This window comes from Candidatus Pelagadaptatus aseana, from assembly GCF_040362265.1.
Taxonomy (GTDB): domain Bacteria; phylum Pseudomonadota; class Gammaproteobacteria; order Pseudomonadales; family Cellvibrionaceae; genus Pelagadaptatus; species Pelagadaptatus aseana.
This window is the reverse complement of sequence record NZ_BAABNJ010000001.1, coordinates 234581-260340: the sequence shown is the minus strand read 5'-3', so window position 1 is coordinate 260340 and position 25760 is coordinate 234581. Positions and strand designations below refer to the sequence as shown.

21 protein-coding genes are annotated in these 25760 nt (G+C 54.2%); 14 read left to right on the top strand and 7 right to left on the bottom strand.

From position 1 onward, the window contains the following. Positions 1–428: 428 nt before the first annotated feature. A complete protein-coding gene (ahpC, locus tag ACPXV9_RS01230) occupies positions 429–992 on the top strand; it encodes an alkyl hydroperoxide reductase subunit C (protein WP_423893883.1) in 564 nt (187 codons plus the stop codon). Between the two features lie 136 nt (positions 993–1128). Continuing rightward, a complete protein-coding gene (gene ahpF, locus ACPXV9_RS01225) occupies positions 1129–2727 on the top strand; it encodes an alkyl hydroperoxide reductase subunit F (RefSeq protein WP_423893881.1) in 1599 nt (532 codons plus the stop codon). A gap of 111 nt (positions 2728–2838) precedes the next feature. Here ahpF and pyk read toward each other — a convergent pair whose 3' ends face one another. Both pyk and ACPXV9_RS01215 read right to left on the bottom strand, forming a co-directional pair. Next, on the bottom strand, positions 2839–4239 hold the full coding sequence (gene pyk / locus ACPXV9_RS01220; RefSeq protein WP_423893879.1) for a pyruvate kinase: 1401 nt from the start codon (positions 4237–4239) through the stop codon (positions 2839–2841). Between the two features lie 128 nt (positions 4240–4367). After that, positions 4368–5150 (bottom strand): substrate-binding periplasmic protein, encoded by a 783-nt coding sequence (locus ACPXV9_RS01215; protein ID WP_423893877.1) that lies wholly within the window; start codon positions 5148–5150, stop codon positions 4368–4370. Between the two features lie 78 nt (positions 5151–5228). Here ACPXV9_RS01215 and ACPXV9_RS01210 point away from each other — a divergent pair, with 78 nt between their 5' ends. The 4 genes from ACPXV9_RS01210 (at position 5229) to ACPXV9_RS01195 (ending at position 9862) form a co-directional block, all read left to right on the top strand. Then, positions 5229–6560, top strand: a complete 1332-nt coding sequence (locus ACPXV9_RS01210) for an NCS2 family permease (RefSeq protein ID WP_423893876.1) — start codon at positions 5229–5231, stop codon at positions 6558–6560. A gap of 24 nt (positions 6561–6584) precedes the next feature. Continuing rightward, the gene (locus ACPXV9_RS01205) at positions 6585–7157 is read left to right on the top strand and encodes a phosphoribosyltransferase (protein ID WP_423893874.1); all 573 of its coding nucleotides are present in this window, start codon (positions 6585–6587) and stop codon (positions 7155–7157) included. 29 nt (positions 7158–7186) lie between these two features. Further along, on the top strand, positions 7187–7951 hold the full coding sequence (locus ACPXV9_RS01200; RefSeq protein ID WP_423893873.1) for a hypothetical protein: 765 nt from the start codon (positions 7187–7189) through the stop codon (positions 7949–7951). A 150-nt stretch (positions 7952–8101) separates the two neighbouring features. Beyond that, on the top strand, positions 8102–9862 hold the full coding sequence (locus ACPXV9_RS01195; RefSeq protein WP_423893871.1) for a carboxyl transferase domain-containing protein: 1761 nt from the start codon (positions 8102–8104) through the stop codon (positions 9860–9862). An 89-nt stretch (positions 9863–9951) separates the two neighbouring features. Here ACPXV9_RS01195 and ACPXV9_RS01190 read toward each other — a convergent pair whose 3' ends face one another. The 5 genes from ACPXV9_RS01190 to amrB form a co-directional block, all read right to left on the bottom strand. Next, positions 9952–13059: an efflux RND transporter permease subunit gene (locus ACPXV9_RS01190; protein WP_423893870.1), complete on the bottom strand. Its 3108-nt coding sequence runs from the start codon at positions 13057–13059 to the stop codon at positions 9952–9954. A 29-nt stretch (positions 13060–13088) separates the two neighbouring features. Beyond that, positions 13089–14222, bottom strand: coding sequence for an efflux RND transporter periplasmic adaptor subunit (locus tag ACPXV9_RS01185; protein ID WP_423893868.1), 1134 nt, complete (start codon positions 14220–14222; stop codon positions 13089–13091). Between the two features lie 129 nt (positions 14223–14351). After that, on the bottom strand, positions 14352–15671 hold the full coding sequence (locus tag ACPXV9_RS01180) for a substrate-binding domain-containing protein (protein WP_423893867.1): 1320 nt from the start codon (positions 15669–15671) through the stop codon (positions 14352–14354). 138 nt (positions 15672–15809) lie between these two features. Next, positions 15810–16376 carry an AmmeMemoRadiSam system protein A gene (gene amrA, locus ACPXV9_RS01175; RefSeq protein WP_423893865.1) on the bottom strand — a complete coding sequence of 189 codons (567 nt, stop codon included), beginning with the start codon at positions 16374–16376 and terminating at the stop codon, positions 15810–15812. Further along, positions 16354–17130, bottom strand: a complete 777-nt coding sequence (gene amrB, locus ACPXV9_RS01170; RefSeq protein WP_423893863.1) for an AmmeMemoRadiSam system protein B — start codon at positions 17128–17130, stop codon at positions 16354–16356. The genes amrA and amrB overlap by 23 nt, the downstream gene beginning before the upstream one ends. A 63-nt stretch (positions 17131–17193) precedes the next feature. Between amrB and amrS the strand changes: the two genes are divergently transcribed. The 8 genes from amrS to ACPXV9_RS01130 all read left to right on the top strand — a co-directional run bounded on the left by amrS (position 17194) and on the right by ACPXV9_RS01130 (position 25758). Beyond that, positions 17194–18270, top strand: coding sequence for an AmmeMemoRadiSam system radical SAM enzyme (gene amrS / locus ACPXV9_RS01165; RefSeq protein WP_423893862.1), 1077 nt, complete (start codon positions 17194–17196; stop codon positions 18268–18270). Positions 18271–18784: 514 nt separating this feature from the next. After that, positions 18785–19396: a hypothetical protein gene (locus ACPXV9_RS01160; protein ID WP_423893861.1), complete on the top strand. Its 612-nt coding sequence runs from the start codon at positions 18785–18787 to the stop codon at positions 19394–19396. Positions 19397–19419: 23 nt separating this feature from the next. After that, positions 19420–19953: a sigma-70 family RNA polymerase sigma factor gene (locus tag ACPXV9_RS01155; RefSeq protein WP_423894314.1), complete on the top strand. Its 534-nt coding sequence runs from the start codon at positions 19420–19422 to the stop codon at positions 19951–19953. Next, the gene (locus tag ACPXV9_RS01150; RefSeq protein WP_423893859.1) at positions 19950–20321 is read left to right on the top strand and encodes a hypothetical protein; all 372 of its coding nucleotides are present in this window, start codon (positions 19950–19952) and stop codon (positions 20319–20321) included. The genes ACPXV9_RS01155 and ACPXV9_RS01150 overlap by 4 nt, the downstream gene beginning before the upstream one ends. Then, positions 20308–20892, top strand: coding sequence for a DUF3106 domain-containing protein (locus ACPXV9_RS01145; RefSeq protein ID WP_423893858.1), 585 nt, complete (start codon positions 20308–20310; stop codon positions 20890–20892). The genes ACPXV9_RS01150 and ACPXV9_RS01145 overlap by 14 nt, the downstream gene beginning before the upstream one ends. Positions 20893–20982: 90 nt before the next feature. Then, positions 20983–21789, top strand: coding sequence for an ABC transporter substrate-binding protein (locus ACPXV9_RS01140; protein WP_423893857.1), 807 nt, complete (start codon positions 20983–20985; stop codon positions 21787–21789). Further along, complete coding sequence (locus ACPXV9_RS01135; protein ID WP_423893855.1) at positions 21755–22105, top strand: hypothetical protein; 351 nt, start codon at positions 21755–21757, stop codon at positions 22103–22105. Before ACPXV9_RS01140 ends, ACPXV9_RS01135 begins: the two co-directional genes overlap by 35 nt. Continuing rightward, complete coding sequence (locus ACPXV9_RS01130; protein ID WP_423893853.1) at positions 22102–25758, top strand: response regulator; 3657 nt, start codon at positions 22102–22104, stop codon at positions 25756–25758. The genes ACPXV9_RS01135 and ACPXV9_RS01130 overlap by 4 nt, the downstream gene beginning before the upstream one ends. Positions 25759–25760: the final 2 nt, after the last annotated feature.

The window sequence follows — 25760 nt, the reverse complement described above, 5'->3', positions numbered from 1 at the left end:
CCGGTTGGTCCTCCTGACAAATCTGATCCCCGTAGTAGTTGTCATCGTAGTTGCAGTCCTTTTTCACTTGTTGCGGTTGTCCCTGTTCGGCTTCCTGACAAATCTGATCGCCGTAGTAGTTGTCGGCGTAGTTGCAATCTTTGTTCATGTTTTGCTCCTGATTTTGATTGTGTGGGCTTGACGGTTTTACTGTGCCCAAGCGGCTATCAAAAATAAAAAGCAAAAAATCGATTGCCAGTTTCGGTTTTTTTGATCGGCTATCCGGCGTGATATCGCGCCCATGTCGATGTGTCTTTTGATCTATTTTTTAGAATAACTAAATCAAATTGTTTAATTTTACCGATTTAATGATCGGCCATACACTGACTCTGTCTTAACGAGATGCGCCCCGATGGGCCGCAGGCATTTACTACAACGGAGAAATTGTTATGGCTCTTATCAATACCCAAATCAAACCCTTTAACGCCACCGCTTTTAAAAACGGTGAGTTTATTGATGTATCCAGCGATGACCTGAAAGGCAAGTGGTCGGTGTTCTTCTTCTATCCGGCGGACTTCACCTTTGTCTGCCCGACCGAGCTGGGTGACATTGCCGACAACTACGAAGAATTTCAGAAGCGCGGCGTGGAAATCTACTCGGTTTCTACCGACACCCACTTTACCCACAAAGCGTGGCACGACTCTTCTGACACCATTGGCAAGATTCAATACACCATGATCGGTGATCCGACCGGTGCCATTACCCGCAACTTTGAAGTGATGCGCGAAGATCAGGGGCTGGCCGACCGCGGCACCTTTGTGGTGGATCCAGACGGCGTGATTCAGGCGATGGAAATTACCGCTGAAGGCATTGGTCGCGACGCCGAAGATTTACTGCGCAAGGTAAAAGCGGCTCAATACGTGGCCAACAACCCCGGCGAAGTCTGCCCGGCAGCCTGGAAAGAAGGTGAGGAAACTCTGGCGCCTTCTCTGGATCTGGTTGGAAAAATTTAAGGTCGCTTCCTCGTCATTGCGAGGAGTAAAACGACGAAGCAATCTCTTCGATTAAATACCTATATCGGGAGATTGCCGCGCCGCTCTGCGGCTCGCAATGACGTTAGTTGATGACAGAAACAGGAGTAAATCAGCCATGTTATCCCAAGATATTTTGAATGCCGTTAAGGGCTACGCAGCCGAGCTGCAACAGACCATCAATCTGGTGGTGCAAACCGGCACCCACAACAAACGCGACGAGCTGGTGAACTTTCTGTCAGAGATCGCTGGTGTCAGTGATCGCATTCAGGTCGAGGAGCGCAATACGCCTGAGCTGCTGCGCAGCCCGGTGAGTTTTCTGCTGGAAGCCGATGGTGCTGACACCGGCATTCGTTTCTCCGGTATCCCCGGAGGTCACGAGTTCAATTCCTTTATTCTGGCGTTATTACAGGCCGGCGGCAGTGAATTGAAACTCGACCAAGGTTTAAAACAGCTGGTTGCCCGAGTGTCGCAACCGCTGAAGTTTGAAGTGTTTATCAGCCTCAGCTGTCATAACTGTCCGGATGTGGTTCAGGCTCTGAACCAATTCGCTCTGATTAATCCCGCGATCGAGTCGGAGATGATCGACGGTGGTCTCTACCCGGATATGATCAAGGCGCGGGATATTCAGGGTGTACCCAGTGTGTATCTCAACGGGGAGCTGTTTGCCAATGGCAAGATTGATGCGGCGACGCTGATCGACAAGTTGGTTGAGCGTTACCCGGAAATCAAATCCGCTGCGGCGGCGTCCAGTTTGCCCGTGCAGGACGTGACCGTCATTGGTGGCGGCCCGGGTGGCGTCAGCTCGGCGATCTACAGTGCCCGCAAAGGCCTCAAGGTCGCGGTGATTGCCGATCGCCTCGGTGGTCAGGTAAAAGATACCGCCGGCATTGAAAACCTGATCTCGGTGCCGCACACCACGGGTACCGAACTGTCCGGTGCGCTGCGTCAGCATTTGCAGGAATACGACATTACCCTCAAAGAGCACCTGCGGGTCGATAATATCGAACAGGGCACCATTAAAACCCTGACTCTGTCTTCCGGTGAGCAGATTCGCAGTCGCAGCATCATTGTCGCCACCGGCGCCCAGTGGCGTGAATTGGGTATTCCCGGTGAGAAGGAAAATATCGGCAACGGTGTGGCCTTCTGCCCCCACTGTGACGGCCCCTTCTTCAAAGGTCAGGACGTCGCCGTGATTGGCGGTGGTAATTCGGGCATTGAGGCGGCTCTGGATCTGGCGGGTATTGCCCGTTCGGTGACGGTATTCGAATTTATGCCGGAGTTAAAAGCCGATCAGGTGTTGGTGGATCAGGCGCGCAACCGGGATAACATTGAGATTCTCACCAATGTTGCGACTCAGGAAATTCTGGCGACCAACGACAAGGTCAGTGCCATCGTCTATCAGGATCGCGAATCCGGTGACACCCAAACCCGGGAGCTGCAGGGTGTGTTTGTGCAGATCGGTCTGGCGCCCAACTCTCAGGTGGTGGAAGGTCTGGTGGAGACCAATCGCATGGGTGAGATTGTGGTGGACGACAAGTGTCGCACCAGCCAGCCAGGTATCTTCGCCGCCGGCGATGTCACCACGGTGCCCTACAAACAGATCATCATCTCCATGGGCGAAGGTGCCAAGGCGTCACTGGCGGCGTTTGAATATCTGTTGACTCTAACCGAGGATGAGGCCGAGCTAGCTGAATCCGAGGCGGAAGTCGCCTGATTTTAAACTAACCCGTCATTGCGAGGAGTGGAACGACGAAGCAATCTTTTGAAAAACTGCCAAGTTCTAGAGGTTGCCGCGTCGCTCTGCTCCTCGCAATGACGATATTTTTTAGGGAATGGCGCGGATCTGAATGGCGTCTACACCCACTCCTTCGAGTACATCAGAAATCACCACCACCTTGTCACCGCTGACAAAGCCGCGGCGCTCCTTTAATACTTGAAACGCCTTGTTCAGGGTTTTCTCCGGATCGGAGCTGAATTCCAGGCGGAAGGGGTAAACACCACGATTCAATAGCAACTGGCGACGGGTGCGGCTGTCGTTACTGAAAGCGTAAATGGGGGTGCTCTCCGGGTGGCAGTTGGTCACGTAATTGGCCATGCGGCCGCGCCGGGTGATCACCACAATGCCCTTGGTTTTCAGCGCGTTGGTTAACTGCACCGCGGCGGCGGCCAGGTGCTGTTTATCGTCTTCCATCACCAGATTTTGTGAGAAATTGAGGCCGTGATCCTGCTCGGCGGTACGAGCGATTTTGTTGAGAATCTCAACACACTTCACCGGGTATTTGCCGATGGTGGTTTCGCCAGACAGCATAATGGCGTCGGTGCCCTCATAGATGGCGTTAGCGACATCGGTTACTTCGGCGCGGGTGGGGATGGGGTTGTCGATCATGGATTCCAGCAAGTGAGTCGCGACGATCACACGCTTGCCGTGCTCGGCACACAGGCGCACCATCCGCCGTTGTTCGTTGGGCAGCAGTTCGACGCTGATCTCCACGCCAAGGTCGCCGCGGGCCACCATGACGCCATCGGATTCGGCAATGATCTCTTCGAGGTTACGCACCCCTTCCTGATCTTCAATCTTGGAGATGATTTTGATCTTGGAGGCTTTGTCCCCCAGCAGTTCTTTCAGTTGGCGCACATCGTCGGCACAGCGCACAAACGACAGGGCGATATAATCCAGCTCCTGCTCCATGGCGAACAGGATGTCCTTGCGGTCTTTTTCAGTAATGGCCGGCAGGTTGACGCGAACACCGGGCAGATTGACATGGCGTTTGCTCTTCAATACGCCGCCATCGATGACTCGGCAACGCAGGGTTGGCTCGTGCTTTTCCAGTACTTCAAAGTTGATCAGGCCGTTGTCCACGGTGATCATGTCACCAACGGAGACACTGTCGATCAGATCTTCGTAATTGATGTGGAAAGAGCTTTCTTCCACATTGGTGTCACCGCGCACGCTGATGGTGATTTCCGAGCCTTCCTCAAGGGCGAGATCATCGGCGATGTCTCCCGTGCGAATTTCGGGGCCCTGAGTGTCCATCAGGATGGGAATAGGGAACTTCACCTTCTTGTTAAGGGTCTGAATGGCCTTGATGACCTTGGCGTGGGACTCGTGGTTGCCATGGGACATGTTCAGGCGCACCACATTCATGCCGGCGTTGTAGAGCTTCTCCAGCATTTCAAAGGATTCGGTGGCGGGACCAATAGTACAGATGATCTTGGTTTTTCTCATTTCAGAGCCTTGTTACAGCGAAGGTTTGGAAGGGCCGAAAAGCCCTGCGAAGACAGTGTTATAGCAAATTTGCCGGTGCGGTGACCAGCGCAACGACCATTACGCCTGTGCGTGGCTTTTGGTTCAGATCAGTTGAGGCCCCATTTGCGCCAGATGTCGTCCAAAGTGCCATTGGACTTGAGTTGCTGGAGCCAGACATTGATTTGTTCAGGGGTGATGTCGTGGCCATCGCGGATCAGGAAGGTGTGTTGGTATTCCTGATCCAGCTTCTCGGAGATCAGCAGCTTGTCGGCCGCCTCGGGGTTGTGCTTGAGATACAGCTGCAAATAGGACTGGGTGACAACAGCGACATCACCACGACCACCGAGCAACATGCGGATGCTGCTCTCATTCGAATGAGTGAGAAGAATCTTAAAGTTTTGTTTCAGGTATTCCTGGTCGCTGTTAAAATTGGCAAACCCGTAGTGGTAGCCGCGGATACCGATAATGGATTTATCGCCGACGTTGTTGAAAAAAGACTGGTCTCGGCCGGGCTTTTTCAGGGTGATATAGACTTCACCCCCCTTGAGAAACACCTTGCTTGCCAGCATGGGCCTGTCTTGCCAGCCCCAAAGTTTGCTTTCGAAAACCATCATGTCGAAGTGATTGCGCTCAAAGGCCTTATAGCGGCCCGACGGTGTGGTTTTAAACAGACTAAAGTGGTACTGATGCTGTAATTGATTAAGGGCGTCCACCAGGTCGTAGGTCATGCCGCTGGGTTTGGTATTGCTGTCTTCAAAGGCAAAGGGAGCAAAGTGGTAGATGCCAACGGCCACTTCCCTGCGCTCTCCGGCATGGGCGCCAATTGAGAGCAAAAGGGCGAGGGCGATGGTAAACGCGCCTCGGGACAGTGATGAAAGTAATCCGCGCATACGCTAAGTGTGCTTAAAAATACGCCAGATTGGAACCCCACTATGGTCGTGGGCGAGCAAATAATCATTGGAAACAACATGAACACAATCGACAACCGAGACATCCCTGCGAAAACCGGACTTCTGGAGCGCCAGTTCCAACTCAGCGAGCGGGGCTCAAGCGTTAAAACCGAGGTGATTGCAGGGGTCACTACCTTCCTGACCATGGCTTACATCATTTTTGTAAACCCCAATATTATGGGCGCAGCTGGAATGGATCATGGTGCGGTGTTTGTGGCCACTTGTCTGGCCGCCGCAGTGGGTTGCCTGATCATGGGGCTTTATGCCAATTATCCCATCGCTCTGGCGCCAGGTATGGGGCTCAATGCCTTTTTCAGTTTTGTTGTGGTCGGCGAGCTGGGCTACAGCTGGCAGGTGGCACTGGGGGCGGTATTTATCTCAGGTGTGGTGTTTTTCCTGATGAGTGCGTTTCGAATTCGTGAGTGGATTATCGACAGCATCCCCCTGTCCCTGCGCCAGTCTCTGGCCGCAGGTATCGGGCTGTTTCTGGCGATCATTGCTCTTAAAACCGCGGGCATTGTGGTGGCGAGCCCGGCCACTTTGGTGACGCTGGGGGATTTGTCACAACCGGCACCGCTGCTGACGGCTTTCGGTTTTTTTCTGATTGTCGGTTTGGCTTACCGCAAGGTTACGGGTGCTGTCATGATTGGTATCCTGGCCGTCACCGCTATCAGCTTGTTGTTGGGGCTGGTGCAGTTCAAGGGAATCGTCTCCATGCCGCCGAGCATGGCCCCGACCTTTATGCAGCTGGATATTGCCGGTGCCTTTGAAGTGGGCATGATCAGTGTGATTTTTGCCTTTCTGTTTGTTGATCTGTTCGACACCACCGGCACTCTGATGGGGGTGGCTGATCGTGCCAAGTTGCTGGATGACAAAGGCCGTTTGCCGAATATGGGGAAAGCCCTGATGGCTGACAGCTCCGCCAGTGTGGTGGGCTCCATCATGGGTTCTTCCACTACTACCAGTTATGTCGAGAGCAGTGCCGGGGTGGCAGCTGGTGGGCGTACCGGTTTGACTGCTGTGGTGTGTGCTGTGCTGTTTCTGTTGAGTATGTTTTTGGCGCCTGTGGCGGGTATGGTGCCCAGTTATGCCACTACCGGGGCCCTGTTGTACGTAGCGGTATTGATGACCGCCGGGCTGTCGGCAGTGGATTGGGATGATGTCACCGAAGCTGCTCCAGCGGTAATCGCCACCATCATGATGCCTCTGTCATTTTCCATTGCCAATGGCATTGCACTGGGCTTTATCAGCTACGCGGTCATCAAAGTGATCAGTGGTCGCCACAGTGAAGTCTCCTTTAGCGTGTACTTTCTGGCGCTGGTGTTTGTCGCCAAGTTCGCCTTTCTTTAATTTTTGAAAATGAGTGATAATAACGTGGATAAGGTTTTCATCAGTTCCCAGACTCTGCTGGAAGATTCGTTCAAATTGGCTCTCCAGGTATACGAAAGCGGTTACCGTCCAAACTACATCGTCGGGGTTTGGCGTGGTGGTGCCCCAGTGGGTATTGCTGTTCAGGAGCTGTTGGATGTTATGGGGGTGGATTCGGATCATATCGCCATTCGCACTTCATCCTACACCGGTATTGGGGAGCGCAGTCGTCACGTAAAAGTTCACGGTTTGACCTATGTGATCAAGCGTCTGGAGTCAGAAGATTCGCTTTTGATTGTGGATGATGTGCACGATTCTGGTCTGAGTATTGATCAGGTGATTAAGGATTTGCACGAAGCCTGTAAAAAAAATACCCCAGAGATTCGCATTGCGACTCCCTACTACAAACCCAACAACAACAAGACCGATCGGGTCCCGGATTACTATGTGCACGAAAGCGATGAGTGGCTGGTTTTCCCTCATGAACTCGATGGCCTGACGGACGAAGAAATCAGACAAAACAAGCCGGAAATGGCCGATATACTCGATCGCGTTATTGAGATTAAAAGCTCCCAATAAATACAATTCAATCTTTAGAGAGACAAACCATGAAAAACAATCTTGTGATGGCGGCAACCATCGCTGCCGTGACTTTTACGGTAGCCCCTCCGGTTGCGGCCAAACAGTTTTGGGCCGATTACAGTGTCAGCTATTTGCAGGGCAGTGACTATCTGGACCCCTTTACCGGTACCGAATACGACAGTGGGGTCATCACTCTGGAGCACGCCAGTGGCCATAGCTGGGGTTCCACCTTCAGCTTTGTGGACTTTCTGGATAATCAGGATGGCTACAACGATGAAACCTACGGCGAAGTCGGTGCAAATTTCAACTTGGGTAACCACTTTGGAAAACCTGATGAAGGTGGTTTTGTTAAAGACTACTATGTTGCGGGACAGGTGGAATTTCAAACCGGCAGTGATGGCTTTGAAAACTACCTCTTAGGCTTTGGAATGGATTTGAATGTCCCCGGCGCCAGCTATTTCAGTGTGACTTATTATCGCCGCAATAACGACGATCTGGGTATTGGTCGAGAGGATAATGATCAGCTCACCATTGCCTGGGGATTTGATCATGGCAACTGGCGTTTTGATGGCTTCTGGGATATTCGCAGTTCTACGGAAAATGATTTTGGTGATGTGGATGCGGCTTACAATTTTACTCCGCAGTTGAAATACAATATCGGAAAGGCCCTATTGGGAATGGATTCGGGCCGTTTGGATGTGGGTGTCGAGTACGTCTACTGGAAAAATAAATTTGGAGTGGACGGTCAAACTGAAAAAAATGCCAACCTGCTGGTTAAGTGGCACTACTGATCTGCTGCAAATTCTCCATTCAATGACAGTGACCCGCAGCATCCTCTGTGGGTCATTTAATGTTCCTGTTTTTTAGCTATTTGACCCTTCTCAAAATGAGACGGCGCCTCGTATTATTTGTGAGTCGATATCACAAAGCAGGTAGCTCTCTTGTCAGATCAAAAAACTGAAGTCTCCTTGTCGCCCATGGCCGCTGCTGTGGTCGCTGTTCATGTGGCGGTTAATGAAAAGGTTACCGCGGGTCAGCCTCTTGTCACTCTGGAGGCGATGAAAATGCAATCCACAGTCAAGGCTGAATGCAGCGGTAAAGTGTTGGATATTCTGGTGGCCGAGGGCCAGACAATTCAGTCGGGTGTTTCGCTGTTGTTGATCCAGAAAAGCAGTCAGGATGGTGTGAGCCCTTTAGATAATATCCAGACTGATTCAGCGGTCAGCCCTGCGCTGGAGGAATTTCATATAAGGCAGGCCAAAACTCTGGATGCGGGCAGGGCGCGCGCGGTCACTGCCCGTCATGCCAAAGGCTTTCGCACCGCCCGCGAAAATCTTGCGGACTTGATCGATGGCAACAGCTTCAATGAATATGGTCAGTTTGCCGTAGCTGCGATGCGGGGCAAGCGAAATTATCAAGAGCTGCAAACGGAAACCGCAGCCGATGGCATTATTACCGGCACCGCCAGTATCAATGGCGGTAAGGCTGCTGTGGTGGTTAACGACTACAGTGTGCTGGCCGGCACTCAGGGGTACTTCCATCACAAGAAAGTCGATCGTATTCTGGAAGTGGCCCGCAAAAATAAACTGCCGGTGGTGATGTACACCGAAGGTGGCGGTGGTCGCCCCAACGACACCGATGTCACCACCATGATTGCCGGGTTAAACGTTACCTCGTTTTCCGAATGGGCTTCGTTGAGTGGCGTGGTGCCCCGGATTGCGGTCAACAATGGACGCTGCTTTGCCGGCAATGCGGCGCTGTTTGGTTGTGCTGATATTCGCATTGCCACTGAATCTTCCAACATTGGCATGGCCGGCCCCGCCATGATTGAAGGCGGTGGTCTGGGCCGTTTCAAGCCCGAGCAAATCGGGCCGATGGATGTTCAGACCCGTAATGGGGTGGTGGATATTCTGGCTCGGGACGAAGCCCATGCCACGCAACTGGCAAAGCAGGCGCTGTCGTATTTTCAGGCGCCGCTGCAAGAGTGGCAGGTGGCCGATCAACAACCGCTGAATCAAGCGCTGCCGGCGGATCGGCGCTTTGTTTACGATGTCAGAAAGATCATTAATACGCTGTTTGATTGCGACAGTTTTCTGGAATTAAAGCCATGGTACGGATCGGCATTAATCACCGGCTTTGCGAGACTGGCGGGTAAGCCGGTGGCGATTCTGTGCAATGACTGCAAGTATCTGGGTGGCGCGATTGATGGTGAGGCCGCCGAGAAAGCCGCGCGTTTTCTGGAGCTGTGCAACAGTTTCAAGATACCTCTGGTGGCGCTGGGTGATACCCCGGGCTTTATGGTGGGGCCCGACAGTGAAGCCCAGGGTGCGGTGCGTCAGGTATCGGAATTGTTTATTGCCGGCTCAAAATTTTCCGCGCCACTGGTTTCGGTGTTCTTGCGCAAGGGCTATGGCCTGGGTGCCATGGCAATGGCTGGCGGCGGTTTTCTGCGTCCGACCTGCACCGCTGCCTGGCCTACCGGCGAGTTCGGTGCCATGGGCTTGGAAGGGGCGGTCAAATTGGGCTTTGCCAAAGAGTTGGCGGCGATCGAAGACGTCGCTGAGAGGGAGGCCCGTTTCAATGAATTGGTCAGTGTCAGCTACGAAATGGGCAAGGCCACCGAGGCGGCGGCCTTTCTGGAACTGGATGCGGTGATTGAACCGTCCCAGACGCGGGATTACCTGATTCGGGCCTTGGGGTAGAGAGATCCCTCACATACGTTCGGGATGACAATTTTTATTTATGTCATCCTGAAAAAGCACAGCGAGGAAGGATCCCTCTACATAACTCATCAGTGCCCGGGCAAATAACTCACACTGGATTCCTGTTCGGCATCCTGTTCCGCTTCCAGTTCGTCGGCGGTGTGCTCGCGCGCCATCAGCAAATAAACACAGGGCAGCACATACAGGGTAAACACTGTGCCGATCACCATACCGGCCACCAGAATGATACCGATGCTGTTGCGCGCTTCAGCTCCGGCTCCGGTCACCAGCACCAGTGGGAAGTGACCCAGAGCGGTGGCAGCGGTGGTCATCAGTACCGGCCGCAGACGGGTCTCGGCGGCCAGTTTGATGGCATCGAATTTTTTCAAACCTTCGGCCTGCAGGTGGTTGGCAAATTCCACAATCAGAATGCCGTTCTTGGCAATCAATCCCACCAGCGTAATAAACCCGATTTGTGAATAGATATTGATGGTGGTCAGCCCCAGGAACGGAAACAGCAGGGCGCCGGCCAACGCCAGTGGCACTGAGCCCACCAGCACCACCAGTGGGTCGCGGAAGCTGTTGAACTGTACGGCCAGCACAAAATAGACAAATACCAGAGCGATACCCAATACGCCCACCAGAGTGCTGCCCTCTTTGCGCAGCTGACGAGATTCGCCAGCGTAGTCGAGGGTGTAACCCTCGGGCAGAATTTCTGCAGCCGCTTCTTCCAGTGTGCGCAATCCCTGTTCCTTGGTGGTGCCGGGAATCAGTCCGCCCATAATGCGGAAGGATTTTTTCTGCTGGAATTTGCCCAGTACCCTGGGTGCGGTGATGCGCTCCTGACGGGCGATGTCCGACACCGGAATCAGTTCGCCGCTGGGGGTGCGCAGTTGCAGATCCATCAGGGATTCCGGAGTGCGCTTGGCGTAGCCTTCGACCATGGGGATTACCCGGTAGGCCTTGTCGTTGTAATCGAAGCGGTTGGCGTAGTTGCCCGATAACATGATGCTCAATTGGCGACTGACGCTGGCCAGATCCATGCCCAGATCAGCGATACGCTCGCGGTCGAGAATAAAACGGATCTGTGGCAGGTCGACTTTCAGATCGGTGTCGGCGAACAGAAACTTGCCGCTGGCGTAGGCCGCCTGCAGCATTTTCTGGGCGTACTGGTTCATCTCTTCCGGTGAGTCGGATGATTGCACCACCAGTTCCACGGCAAAGTTGCCGGCGGTGGGCAGTGGCGGAAACAGCACCGGCAGAACGCGCAAGCCGGTGATGGTCTTGGTGAGCGCGTAAACTTCCGGCAGCAGTTCGTGCACGGTTTTTTCACGCTGATCCAGAGGCACCAGTAACAGGCCGCCGAAGGCGGCATTGGCGCGCACAATCTGCCACATGGAGCGTGAGCCGTCGGTTTGCAGCAGGGTGTCGACTACGTCGTACATATAGTCGGTGGTGTACTCCAGCGAGGCATCGGCCGGGGCTTCAATGATGATGCCGATGGAGCCCTGATCTTCAATGGGGGCCAGTTCCTTTTGCGAAAAAATATAAAAAGGAACGGCCAGCAGGGCGATGAAAATACCGCCGGCGAGAATCTGTTTTTGCCAGGCGAAGGCTTTTTCCAGTGAGCGGCCATAAGCGTGATGCAACTTGTCAAAGTAGTGATTCACCTTGGCGGTCATCGGTGCTTCGCGGCCATCGGCCGGGTTGGCGTAGGCGCTCATGATGGGTGACAGGGTCAGTGCCACCACACCGGAAATGATCACGGCAATGGACAGGGTGAAGGCGAACTCCTTGAACAATACGCCGGTCAGACCGGACAAAAAACCAATCGGCGCGTAAACCGCGGCCAGAGTAATGGTCATGCCAATGATCGGCGTCAGTAATTGCCGTGAACTGGCCAATGCCGCCTGGGTGCGACTCATGCCTTCGCGCATATAGCGCGAGACGTTTTCCACCACCACAATGGCGTCATCCACCACCAGTCCTACTGATAACACAATGGCGAGAATGGTCAGCAGGTTGAGCGAGAAGCCCATCAGGGTCATGGCCGCCGTGGCACCGAGAATGGAGATGGGGATGGTCACCAGTGGCACGATGGCGGTGCGGAATGAGCCCATCAGAGCCAGTACCACCAAGCCCACCAGCAACACGGTTTCAATCAGGGTGGTGAAAATTTCCCGAATAGCGTCGCGCATATACAAGGTGGCGTCGTAACCCATCTGAATTTCAAGCCCGTCGGGCAGGGTGGCATTGATCTCATCGAGTTTTACGTAGATTTCGTCGCCAATGGCAATTTCATTGGCGCCGGGCAGTGGCCACACCGAGATATACACCGTCGGATTCTGAGCATGTCGGGCATTGACTTCACCCTCTTCCTCGCCCAGTTCCACCCGGGCTACATCGCTGAGGCGTACCAGCGAGTTCTCGGTCTGGCGAATAATCAGTTGCTCAAAGTCGGCGGGTTTCTGCAGCGTGGTGTTGGTCAGCAAATTGATGCGCTGTTGCTGATTTTCACTGTGGCCGATGGTAGCGATGATGTTGTTGGCCCGCAGAGCGTTCTGAATGTCTTCGGCGCTGGTATTGAATGCCGTCATTTTCAGTGGATCGATCCAGATGCGCATGGCGGGATTGCGGGAGCCGGAAATGCCAATGCGCTGCACCCCTTTAACCGATGACAGAACCGGATTGACGTGACGCATCAGGTAATCGGTGACGTCGGCGCGGCCAAAGTCTTTGGTAAACACCGGCAGATAGAACACCGCATTTTCCCGGTCGGCCCGCTTGACCTCTACCGAGGGGTCTTCGGCGCCGGCGGGCAGCTCAAAGCGGATCTGGTTCAGGCGCGTGGTCAACTCCGCCAGTGCTTCTGAACTGTTCTCGTTAAGGTTGAGCCAGACGGTGACGGTACTGACACCAGCCATGGTGTTGGAGTCGACAAAATCCACACCGGGAATGGTAGCGGCGGTGCGCTCAATCGGATCGGTGATAAACCCCTGTACCACTTCAGCAGAGGCGCCGATGTAAGTGGTGGTGATGACCAGCGATGAGCTTTCAATGCGCGGAAATTGCAGCACCGGCAATTCCAACGCGGCGCGAATGCCCGCCAGAATCAGAATCAGCGAGAGCACCACCGCCAGCACCGGACGGGTGACAAAGATATCGGTAAAAGCCGGTGCACCGTATTTTCTGGACATGATGTTATTCCTTTTCTGTGCGGGCTTGCTCAGTGCTGTGAATCAGCGGCCAATTTGGTTTTTCGCTCGGCGGTATAGGTCAGCAGACCTTCTCGCAATTTGAATGAGCCTTTGGTGGCAATCTTGTCGCCGGTTTTGAGCCCTTTGCTGATGGCTACCTGAGGTTCGGCGGCTTGTTGCAGCGCCATGCTGCTTTGCAGCTCAGGCATCAGGGTAATTTGACGCCGCTTGGCGCGATAGGCGTTGTCGGCCGCGTCAGGTTCTTTTTCCAGCACGTAGACGTAGTCGCCCAGGCCATCGCGCCGCACCGCGGTGGCGGGAATCACAATGGCGTTGGTGGTTGCACCCGTGGTTACCGATACGTTGACGGCGCTGTTGTGGGTCAGGGCTTCGGTATCAACCCGGGCCCGGTAGCGGCGATTGCGGGAGTTGGCGGACATCACCGAATCCATCGCGACAATTTCCCCTTCAAAGCGCTCGCCGTTGGTGCGCGAAACGATCACCCGGGTGCCTTCGCTGGCCTGGGCTTTACCCAGTGGCAGGGTGAAATCTACCCAGCGGTATTGGTTGGTGCCCACCAGGGTGGTGATCAGGGTGTTGGTGGCGATCAGCTGCCCCACTTCAAAGGTGTGCAGGCCGGTGCGGGCCGCAAAGGGCGCGCGCAGGGTTTTCTTGTCGATGGTGGCCTGCAGGGCGGCAATGTCGGCGTGGGCGATGTCGTACTGGGCTTCGGCCTGATCCAGACGCTCTTCGCTGACGGTGCGGTTTTTGCGCAGTTTGCGCACCCGGTCCAGATCGACTTTGGCCAGCTTCAGGCGCGCTTCGGCCGCTTCCAACCGCGCCAGTTCCTCGGCGACGTCGAGTTGCAGTAACAATTGTCCCTTATCGACCTGACTGCCAGAGGTAAAGTTAACCCGGGTGATGCGGCCTTCCAGTTCGTTGCGCAGGTTAATGGTCTGTGGCGCGACCACTTGCCCCAGGGTGGATGCCCGGGTCTGCAGAGAGAGCTCACGGGCAGTGGCCGTTTCGACGGTTTCCGAAGGTTCCGGGAACGACTCGGCAAACTCGATCATGGATTTGATTTGCAGGGTTTTATAGAGGGCCAGAGCGGCAAACAAAGCCAGACAGATGGCAGCAGTGACCAGCCAGCGACGAGTATTCATAGAGAACCTGTAAACAGTGAGTAATTAACTGTTTAGCATTCTCGGGGAAAGTCAGTTGCGCAACAAGACTGTTTTTTTACATTTAACTGTGCACAAAGCACAGGGTAACGGCGGGATATGGCCGGTGAATCAATTTACCAGCCAGACCTCGACACGCCCGTTTTTGGCTGCCGCCGATGACGTGCCGGAAGAGGCCACCGGCATATAATCCCCCAGCCCCAGAGTTTTGGATACCGCGATGTCGTTGCGAAACAGTGCCGAGCGCACGGCGGTGGCTCGCAACTTGGACAGGATTTTAGAGCGGTCATCGGTGGTCGCGCGATCATTGAATCCCACCAGCACCAATTGCTTACCGCGGTTTTGCGGCAGCGCCATAAAGCTCTTGAGTCGACCCACATCCCAGAAGGCTTTGTTATCGAGCTTGGCGCTGTTGTGGTTAAAACGGAAATTTACCGACAGGCGCTGCCCCTGACTGGCGATGGCTTGATAATCTGCCGGTGCACTGCGATCGATGTTGTGGGCGACCGCAATTATATTCTGCGAGATATAGCCAACGTCTTTGACGATATCCTGACCTTGCTGGCTCTGGCAGAACTCGATGAATTCGCGGGTGATCACAGGGGCTTTTTCCGGTGTGTACAAAAACAGGCGACGAGTCAGGGGGTAGTCTTCAGTGGCAACACTGAGACGACCGGCGGCGACCGGTTGGGTGTCGGCATATGAGACCAGTAGTGCTTTGCTGTTTCTGACCGAGGCGAGGCCGCTAAAACCGATGGCGGCGGGATCGGCGGCAACGGCATCCGATAAGTCGTCGTTGGATTCATAGCGTTTGGCGCGGGCATCGAGTGTGTACACTTTTCTCAGAACTAGATTCTTAAAGGTGTCCCAGGTGCCGGAATTGTTGTCCCGGGCGTGCAGGTTAATGGCCTGATCCGGGCCTCCCAGCATTTTCCAGTTATTGATCTGCCCGGAAAAAATTTGTGCGATCTGATCGGTATTCAAGGCGTCGATGGCATTGCTCTGGTGAACCAGAATGGCCAGGCCATCGAGTGCCACCGGGTGCTCGGAGGCGCGGTTGGTCATATGCCCCAGAAAGCTGAGCTGATCCACTTCCTTTTGTTTTATCGGGCGTGAGGACATGCCGATATCGGCTGAACCGCTATTGAGTGAGCGGAAACCGGTACTGGAGCCGTGTGCAGCAATGGCGATGCGGGGGAAGGGGTCGCTGCCCTGAATCAGAAATTCATTTTCAGCGGTGATCGTCAGGCGTGGATTGTTGACGCCCTTGTTCTCAAGAAAACCTTTGGCGCACTCGGGGATCAGTTTGGCACCCAGGGTGTTGGAGCCGTGAATGGTGATGTCAAAGTTGGCAAAACAGGACCCGCTACTGCTCAGCAATGCCACGCCAACCCCCAAGCGGGAGAGGATATTTCTCAGAGATAAAGTCACGAAGAGCCCTTTGTTCGAAACAATGCCTTAACGGCATGTGGTGAAAATTCCGTGGCATTATCCGGGGGCAATGTTGCAGATTTGTTGCTGTGGCGCGTCACTCGTTGTCAGGGCGAGTCCATTTGGCCAGTTTGTGAATCAGGTCTCACTGAAACAGTGTGCCTGATAGATGTCGCAGCGAATCGAGTCGGACCAGTAGTTGGCTGGCAGACCGGCTTTGCGTTTCAGTTCACGCACAAAATCTTCTGGCTGGCTGAGACTCTCCCAGACCGAGGGCAGAAAAGTGGCCCGGCGCGCGCCCTCTTTTAGAATCAGACCATCAATGCCCGGGCGCAGTGTCGCCAGCAGCTGTTCTTCTGTTATGGGTGGTAGGGGCTCGGGGTCGGTGAGAACCGAAATATCGATATGAATCTGGTTGAGTTCCGGCTTGCTTAAAGGCGCAAAGCGGGGGTCGGAAAAAGCCGCGGCGCGGGCGTTGTGAATGACGTCCAGATGCAGTGGCTGATGGGCTTCCAGAGTGCCGATGCAGCCGCGCAGCTGATGGTCAATTTTCAAGGTGACAAAACTGGCGCCGGGATGATTCAGCTCCGGGTCATCGCTCGACTCTGCCGGTGCATCGGCCTCACCCAGATCGCTGGCAATGGCCTGCCTGGCCAGTTGCAGTAACTGTTGCTGTTGCGAATCAGTGAATGCTGAAGCAGCCATAACCCACCACCCTGGAGTGATCGCCGGCGGTATCGCCGGAATTGCGCAGATCCAGCCGCTCCACTTGCAGATTCAATTGTTCGGCCAGCAGCAGTGCGCCATTGAGAGCCCGGCAGCCGCAGGCCTGTTCACCCTGTAAATGATGATTGCGTTGTACGATCAGATGGCTGGTGTGCTCATCGATGCGGCGGGCTTCTTCGTAGGGGTGATAGTGGCTGAGGTCGCAGCTGATGACGATCAGGGTTCGGTCATCCATGCAGCGTCGCAATACCTTGGCGACCTGTTCCGGCGGACTGTTGCCTACCACCAGAGGGATCAACAGAAAATCGCAGAGCACGCTCTGCAGGAACGGCAGCTGCACTTCGAGGCAGTGCTCGTAGCGATGGACACTGTCGTCTTCCACGATCAGCTGATCGGCGGCCAGTTGGTTGAGGGTGTTGCGATCAATGGCAATATTACCCAGCGGTGTGGCGAAACTGTCGGCGCTCAGTCCGGCGATGCCGTTAAGTGGTGAGCGATGATTGGGGCCGATCAGCAGCACCCGGTCGACAAGATCGCGGATGGGGTTGAGGGTGTTGTAGCCCCGGGCGGCTATGGGCCCGGAATAGATGTAACCGGCGTGGGGCACTACTAGAATTTTGGGTGCCGGATGATGGCAGGGGTTGTCGGCCAGATAGTCCTCAATGTTGTGGCGCAGCTCGGCTGGATCCAGTGGGTAAAAACTGCCGGCCACTGCGGGCGGTTTAATTTTCACGGTTCAATCCCCATCTTCCCTATATACTGAAAGTGTAGCTACTTTTATGCGGGGAGGTGTGTCATGAACGCCGCTCATAGGGTACCGGCTAGGTATTGGCGTCCACTGGATGATGGCCGCATTGAATGTCAGTTGTGTCCTCGTTTTTGCCGTTTGCACGAAGGTCAGCAGGGATTGTGCTTTGTGCGCGCCATGGAGCAGGGCCAATTGGTGATGACCAGCTATGGCCGCTCCAGCGGATTCTGTATCGACCCCATAGAAAAAAAGCCGCTCAATCATTTTTTACCCGGGACCCCCATCCTTTCTTTCGGCACGGCTGGCTGCAATCTGGCCTGCAAGTTTTGTCAGAACTGGGATATCAGCAAGGCGCGGGAGAACGATCGCCTCGCCAGTGTTGCGGGGCCGGAAGCGCTGGCGCAAACGGCGCTGGATTACGATTGCCGCAGTATTGCCTACACCTACAACGACCCGGTGATCTTCTTGGAATACGCGGTGGACGTGGCGCAGGCCAGTCGCGAGCGGGGGGTGAAATCGGTGGCCGTCAGTGCCGGGTACATCAACCACGAACCCCGGGCCGAATTTTTTGCGCAGATGGATGCAGTCAATATCGATCTCAAGGCGTTTACCGAGCGCTTCTATAAAAAGCTGTGTGGCGGCGAGTTGCAGGCGGTGCTGGAGACCCTGCAATACATTCACCGTGAAACCGATTGCTGGCTGGAGATTACCACCCTGTTGATTCCCGATGAAAACGATTCGCCACAGGAATTGGAGCGCTTGTCACAATGGCTGGTGGAACACCTTGGTGACGATGTGCCGCTGCATTTTTCGGCGTTTCATCCCGATTGGAAAATGCGCGATCGTGAGCACACGCCGGCGGCGACGCTACAGCGGGCCAGAAACATTGCCCGGCAAGCGGGGTTGCACCATGTCTATACCGGTAATGTTCACGACCCCCTTGGCGGCAGCACCTGGTGTCCGTCGTGTCAGCAATTATTGATCGAGCGGGATTGGTACGAACTGGGGGCGTGGCATCTGCGCGATGGTGCCTGCCGCTATTGTGGTACGCCAATCGCCGGCGTGTTCGAAGATCGGCCCGGCAACTGGGGCAGTCGCCGCCAGCCGATCACTATTGTCGACTAGAGAGTGAATGGCTTGCTGCGTTCAATAGTTCCATGTGAGTGCCGATTTTTACCCTCTCAGACAAACACATGCATTTCTTAACATACACTGATCCAACTTTAGGTTTGCATCCGTAACATACTTAACTGTGATTAACAGACGGAGACGCACTCATGCCTTTGATTGCTCTTGTTTATGTGTCGGCCCTGGCTTTGCTGGGTTTGACCGCAGTCGAGGATTTATCGACCAGCCGTGATTGATTGCGGTGTTTGCTCGAGAATTCAGTTGTTATTTCGTGTATAGCTCTTCCTATGCTCCGGGTGCCAGATGCAGTTCCTGAACATTCCCCAAATTTTTCAGGATGTCGGTACCCATTTTTTTACCCCCCCCCCCTACTTTTCCCTGAATCCAGCTTGTCCGATTACGTCGGCAAATTAATTTGAGGTTTGTGTCAACCGATTGTCTGCCTGTGCGTTGTTACAGATAAGGCGCCGCATCAAGCGGTTGCCAAAATCACAATAACAGGGGAATAACAATGAACAGCAAACGGATAATGGTAACTGCGGCGGGCATCTGGCTGGCGTCACTGATGGCAGTGCCGGCACTGGCCGATAACGGCGACTATTGGGATCGCAAAGGTGATCGCATTGAAAACCGGCTCGATAGAAAAGGGGATCGGATCGACAATCGTCTGGACCACAAAGGTGACAGGATCGAGCGCCATTACGATCGCATGGCAGACAAGGCCGAGGCCAATGGCAACGATAAACGGGCGCGGCATCTGGAGCGCAAGGGCAACAAAATAGACCGCCACCTGGACCGCAAAGGCGATCGAATTGACCGCAAGCTGGACCGTAAGGGTAATAGAATCGATCGCAAGATGGATCGACGGGGCGCCAGTCTTAAGCACGATGACAAATACAGCAAGCATGTGGCCCATGCCCATCCGGGCAAATCCCAGAATTATAAAAAAGTGCATTACAAAAAAGGACACCACAACCAAGTGATTCATAAAGAGGTAGTGCACCACAAGGTGGTCCATCACGTTCATCAGCCGGTGCATAAAGTGGTTCACAAAGTAGTGCATTCCCCGCGGGTGGTGTTGGGCCATCACAGCCCGGACTGGTCGGTTATGGTAGTCTTGTAAGTATCGGCGAGTGAGGCTTGACTGTGGTCAATGAGACGGCACTGAACAATTTTTTGCAGGAGATACAGCTGTCGGCGTTTCGTATGGCGCAGGTGGCTGTTTCCGGTCGCGGTCGCAACGCCTGTCGTGAGGAGGCGCTGGATATTGTTCAGGATGCCATGATCAAATTTGTCGAGAAGTATTCGGTGAAATCGGAACGGGATTGGCGGCCGCTGTTTTTTAAAACCCTCAACTCCCGCATTACCGACTGGCACAGGCGACAGAAGGTGCGCTCAATTATGCAGTGGTTTGGTCATGCTGATGAAGTGGAATCGGTATTTGCCGTCGAGCAGGGGCCGGAGTTGCAGCATCATCAACAGAGCGCACTGGCAGAGCTGCAAATTGCGATGAATCAGCTACCCTTGCGGCAGCAGCAGGCGGTGATGCTCAGAATCTGGGAGGGGATGAGTACCGCGGAAGCGGCCACCGCCATGGGTGTTTCCGTTGGTAGTGTCAAAACTCATCTGTCCCGTGGGTTGGCATCACTTCAGCAACATTTGGGAGGGCATTGGCCATGAATGATCGTGATCTGGATAAGCCCATGGCGCAGACTGTGCGTCGGGCACTGGATATGTCTGAGCAGGAATTACAGGCTGATGCCGAGTTGCAAAATCAGCTGCATCGCATTCGCCATCAGGCCATGGCCCATGTTCCGGCCGCCAAGACTGGCCATATGCCTGGCTGGATGGTCAACGGTGCACTGGCATGTGCTGCGGTGGTGGCTTTCAGTGTGCTGTTTTTGCCGATGGAGCAGGCGCCACAACCCCTGCCGGAGCAGGCCTGGCTGGCCACGGAAAGTGAGCTGTTGTTGGAGATGGAGGCCTATGAACTGGAGCCTGAATTTTACGAGTGGGCCATGGAGGTAAGTGACGGTGCAGATTCCTGACGTATTGCGGTTAACAAGCCTGTTGAAAATGTTACTGGTGTCGTTGGCGCTGTGGCAGTTCAGTGCCGGCACTGCCGCGCAGCAGTGGGATGAGCTGAGTGAAGAAGAGCAGCGCACGTTGCAAAAATGGCAACCCCGCTGGGATTCGCTGTCGAGCGAGCAAAAACAGAAAATGCGCGAGCGCTCCAGAAAATATCGTGAGCTGACGCCAGAGCAACAGCAGAAGGTCAAGCAACGTCTGAAGCGTTGGCAGTCGATGACGCCGGAACAGCGGGAAGAGGCTAAAGCGCGACGCCAGCAGTTTCAGCAATTGTCGCCGGAAGAGAAACAGCGCTATCGCAGCAATATGGAAAAGTTCCAGAAGCTGTCGCCCGAGCAACAACAGCGTTTGAGGCAGCGCTGGCAACAGATGAGTCCCGAGGAAAAACGGCGCTTCAAGAACAAACAGAAAAACCGGGAAGAGGCTCTGTGGCTGGATGGTTCGTTCTTTGTCGGGGCGCAAAATCCCATGCCTGTGATGGCATGGCATAACGCTGGGCAGGCTGCGGCGACAAAAACATTGCGCCTTTAGCTGCAAACAGGGTCATTTTCTTTGGGTGACACTCTAAGAGCTGCTATCTTTAAACGATAACAGCGCTATTGGTCTCCATCTACTCAATCTATGAACTCCAGTCTGCTATGGAAGCGCCCGCTGCGGGTGCTTTTGGTTTGTACTTTTTTGTTCCTGTCCTGTCAGGCATCGGCCCGCGAGCGCATCCTGGCTCTCTACGTTCCCCTTGCTGATCACTACGCTGCGCTCGTGGCCTATGAGCGCTATCGACATCAATTCAAGCACGCGGATTTTCAGCTCAGTCAAATGAAAAACTGGGACTTGCTGCGAGCCCATTTTCGCTCGGGTAACGTGGATATGGCGTATGTCATGAGCCCGTTGGCACTGGATATGTATCGCGAGGATAAAAACTTTCGCTGGGTGGGGTTAATGCATCGCGATGGCAATGGCCTGGCAGTGACACCGGGGATGGCCGATGCCATGGGTTTGGTGAATCAGCGGGCCGACAGAAAACCCTCACCTGCGGTGGCGCAATCGCTGCAGAAAATGGCCTTGGAAAGAGACCAGATTCTGCGTGTGGGGGTGCCTCACATATTGTCTACGCACACGGTGGTGCTATCGCACTTTTTGTGGCGCAATGGCATGCAGTTGAGCCTGGCGCCGAATATGCCCGGTGATGTATTGGCGATTCCGGTGGCACCGGCCAAGGCCCCAGCCTTTATTCTGGGAGCGCAAAACAGTGATCGCATTGCGGCCATTGAACAGTCTTTACCTTGGGTCGATCAGGTGGAAAATCAGAGTAATGGCAAGGTGGTATGGTATTCCAAAGATGTACTGGCCTGGCCCGGGGGGGCACGTCGAGTGTATTGCCATTGCAACCGACATGGCTTTGGAGCAGAAGCCGGAAGCTGTGCGTGAAGTGATGGCGGCCATTCACCGCGCCGGCAGGGACATTGAACAGGCCCGGATTGTAGGTGGCGAGGCTTTGCAGGAGATCGTCAAGATTGTGCGCAAGCATATTCCGACGCATACCGTAGACGCCATTGTGGCCAGCCTGAATGCCGATTTGCGGGTGATCAATTACGATAATCTGAACATTGATAAGCCCGGCATGGAGCAAATAATGGGGCTGGCGTTGGAGGCGGGGATACTGAAAACGGACGTCGATCTGGATCAGTTTGCTCACGACCTGTTGCTGGATAAATCCGGACAAATGGCGGGGGAGGGAGAATGACTCAATCCGCCCACCCCGGTACCAAAGGCTCCATTCGCAACCAGTTGATGGTAGGCGTGTTGTTGCTGGCATTGGTGCCTTTGTTACTGGTATCCATTACCGGTTATCAGATTGCCAGCAATTCCCTGCGCGATTCCGCGCTACAGGATCTGATGGAATCCTCCCGGGATAATCAGCGCTTTATCAAAAACTGGTTTGACTATCGCTTTATGGATATTGAGCGACTGTCGACTGATACCGCCACCACTGAGTTGATGGAAACTTTGTCGGAGGATTTTTTTGCTGCCGATGAGTCGCTGCCGGACTACATCCGCAGTTACGACTGGGAAGCGCTGGTGGCAAAACACCGCAGCAACCTGTTCAATCAATGGCTGGCGTACGATTACATTTACGATATTTTCCTGATTGATATCGATGGCAATGTGCTGATGAGTCTCGCTCGCGAGAGTGACCTGGGTACCAACCTGTATACCGGCCCCTATGGCGAAACCCTGTTTGCCGATGTGGTGCGCAATACCCTGGAGCAGGGGCGTACCCTGATGTCTGATTTTGAACGCTACGCCCCCTCAAACGATTTGTTGAGTGCCTTTATCAGTGCGCCGGTTCTGGATGATCATGGTTTACGAATTGGGGCGGTGGCCATGCAGGTGCGGCTGGATCGGGTGCAGGTGGCACTGCGTATGGCGCACGGCGGCTGGTCTTCCAATTATCTGGTAGGTACAGATGGCCTGTTGCGAACCGCGATACAGGATGAAGCCAGTGAAGTTTTAATCAGAAAAATTGATTCACCCTTATTCCATCAGTGGCTGGCCAATCTCGAGCAGGGTTCGGCAGTTTACACCGAGCCCAGAATAGAGGTGGGCTACAGCGGCCCGGACGGTAACCCGGTTATCGGTGTGGCAGTGCCTTTGAAAGTGGGCAATCTGGAGTGGTTATTGGTCTCCGAGAAGGATCAAAAGGTAGCCTTGAGTGCCGCTTCGCAATTGGCCGAAGTTACCATGATTCTATTAATCGCCACTGGCTTTATTGTGTTACTGGTGACCTATCGCTTATCCGAAAAACTGACCGAACCAATTTTGCGACTCAAGGAAGTCAGCCGTCAGGCGGCGTCCGGTTCTCTGGATCAGACCATCGATGTGCGCGCCAACAATGAAATTGGTGAGTTGGCCAAAATTTTTCAAACCATGCTCGATGCTCGTCGTAACCATGAAGAAAAACTGCTGGAAAGCAGCCGGCGGCTGGAACAGGTGGTGGATGCCACCTCCGTGGGTATTTGGGACTGGAATATCGAATCTGGCCATTTTGATATCAATGGCCGCTGGGCGGAAATGCTCGGATACGATCTCGATGAGTTGACCCCCATGAGTGACGAGCGCTGGCGCAGCATGGTTCATCTGGGCGATTTAAGGCGCTCGGATCAGGCGTTGGATGACTATTTCAGCGGTGAAAAGAGTTATTACGAATGTGAATTTCGCATGCGCCATAAAGATGGCGGCTGGGTCTGGATTTACGATACCGGCAAGATCATTGCGCGGGATGGGCGGGGTGAGCCAACCCGTATGATTGGCACTCACTCGGAAGTTACCCGGCGCAAGCAGGAAGAATTTGAGCTGATTAAAGCCAAGGAGGCCGCCGAGGCCGGAGCCAAAGCCAAGAGCGAGTTTCTGGCCAGCATGAGTCACGAAATTCGCACCCCAATGAATGGCGTTCTGGGCATGCTGGGGTTGCTGTCGCGCAGTGAATTGGCCCCGGTGCAAAAGCATCAGGTCAAGCTTGCAGTGACCAGTGCCGAATCGCTGCTGGGGTTAATCAACGACATTCTCGACTTTTCCAAAATTGAAGCCGGCAAGCTGGATATAGAGTCGGTTGATTTTGATCTGGTTCATATGTTGGGAGACTTTATCGAGTTTGAAGCCCAGAAATCCCAGCAAAAAGGCGTTGAGGTGGTGCTGGATATGACCGGCATTGAGCAGAGTATGGTCAAGGGCGATCCGGGTCGGCTACGTCAGGTGCTGTCCAACCTGCTGGGCAATGCTGCCAAGTTTACCGAGCAGGGTGAAATTGTGGTGCGTGCCTCGCTGGAAGATCATGGCGATAACGGCTTGTTGTTTTATTGCTCGGTCACTGACACGGGTATTGGTATTCCGGAAGACAAACTCAAAACTATCTTCGGTTCTTTCAGTCAGGTGGATTCATCCACCACCCGTCGCTATGGCGGTACCGGTTTGGGCCTGTCCATCGCCAAGCAGTTGTGCCTGCTAATGGGTGGCGATATCGAGGTTAGCAGCACCGAGGGCAAAGGCAGTGCGTTCAGCTTCAATATTGTGCTGGAGCACAGCAATGAGAAGAAGCTGGTGGTACCTGAGGTGGATGTGACCGGTTTGCCCATCTTGGTGGTGGACGATAACAGCACCAATCGCTATGTGTTGCGCACGCAGCTGGAGATCTGGGGTGCCGAGGTGACAGAGGCTGAATCTGCAGCCCAGGCGCTGGCACTTATGACCGAGCGCATTGATAACAAATTGCCGGGCTTTGCCGTGGCGTTTCTCGATATGCAGATGCCGGATGTCGACGGTCTCGAGCTGGGCAGAGACATTCGCAAGGACAAACGCTTTGATGCGGTGCCCATGGTCATGATGAGTTCCATGGCCAATCGCGGAGATCAGAATCTGTTTTCCGAGGCGGGTTTTAATGCCTATTTCCCGAAACCCACCACCTTGTCGGACTTATACGCAGCTCTGGCATTGGTGCTGACCCAGAAATGTGAGGCCGGCGATAAGCCCAAACTGCTGACAGCCGAAAACATTGATCGTGACAGCCTGCCACAGGTGCTTGAGATCAAGCAGTCCAGCCACTGGCCGGAACACAGTCGGGTGCTGGTGGTGGAGGACAATCACATCAATCAGGTGGTGGTGAAAGGTGTATTCGATGAGTTGGGGCTGCCTTCTGATATGGCCGACAATGGCGTCAAAGCATTGCAGGCACTGCGTGAAGCCGGTTCGGAGCGCCCCTACTCAATCATCTTTATGGATTGCCAGATGCCGGAAATGGACGGCTATGCCACTACCCGCGCAATTCGCAGAGGTGAAGCCGGTGATTTTTATCGCAATGTGCCGATTGTGGCCATGACCGCCAACGCCATGAAAGGCGATCGTGAAAAATGCCTGGAGGCGGGCATGGATGACTATCTGAGCAAGCCCATCGATCATATTGACGTGGAAGCGCGGGTTGAACACTGGCTGCTGGGCGTGAACGCTGAACAGAAAACCAATAATAAAATTGAAGAGACTGATAATACGGGTGGCAAGTCTATGAGTGAGCAGGAAATCTGGGATCAGGAGCGGGCACTGGCGCGAGTCAAAGGCAAACCAGAGCGGCTGACCATTCTGGTGGAAATGTTTCTGAAAAATATTCCGCCACTCATGGAAGAATTGACCGCGGCACTTTCTCAGGGCGATCTGGTGGTGGTCTCGGAAAAGGCGCACGCCATTAAAGGTGTGGCGGCCAATTTAAGCGTGAATCATTTGATGACACTGGCGGCCGAAGTGGAATTGCAGGCCAAGGATGGCAGTCTTGATGGCGTGCAGGTATTGATGGCGCCGCTGGCCAAAACCTTTGACGAGTCGTTGGCGGCCTTGCGACATTACCTGTAACT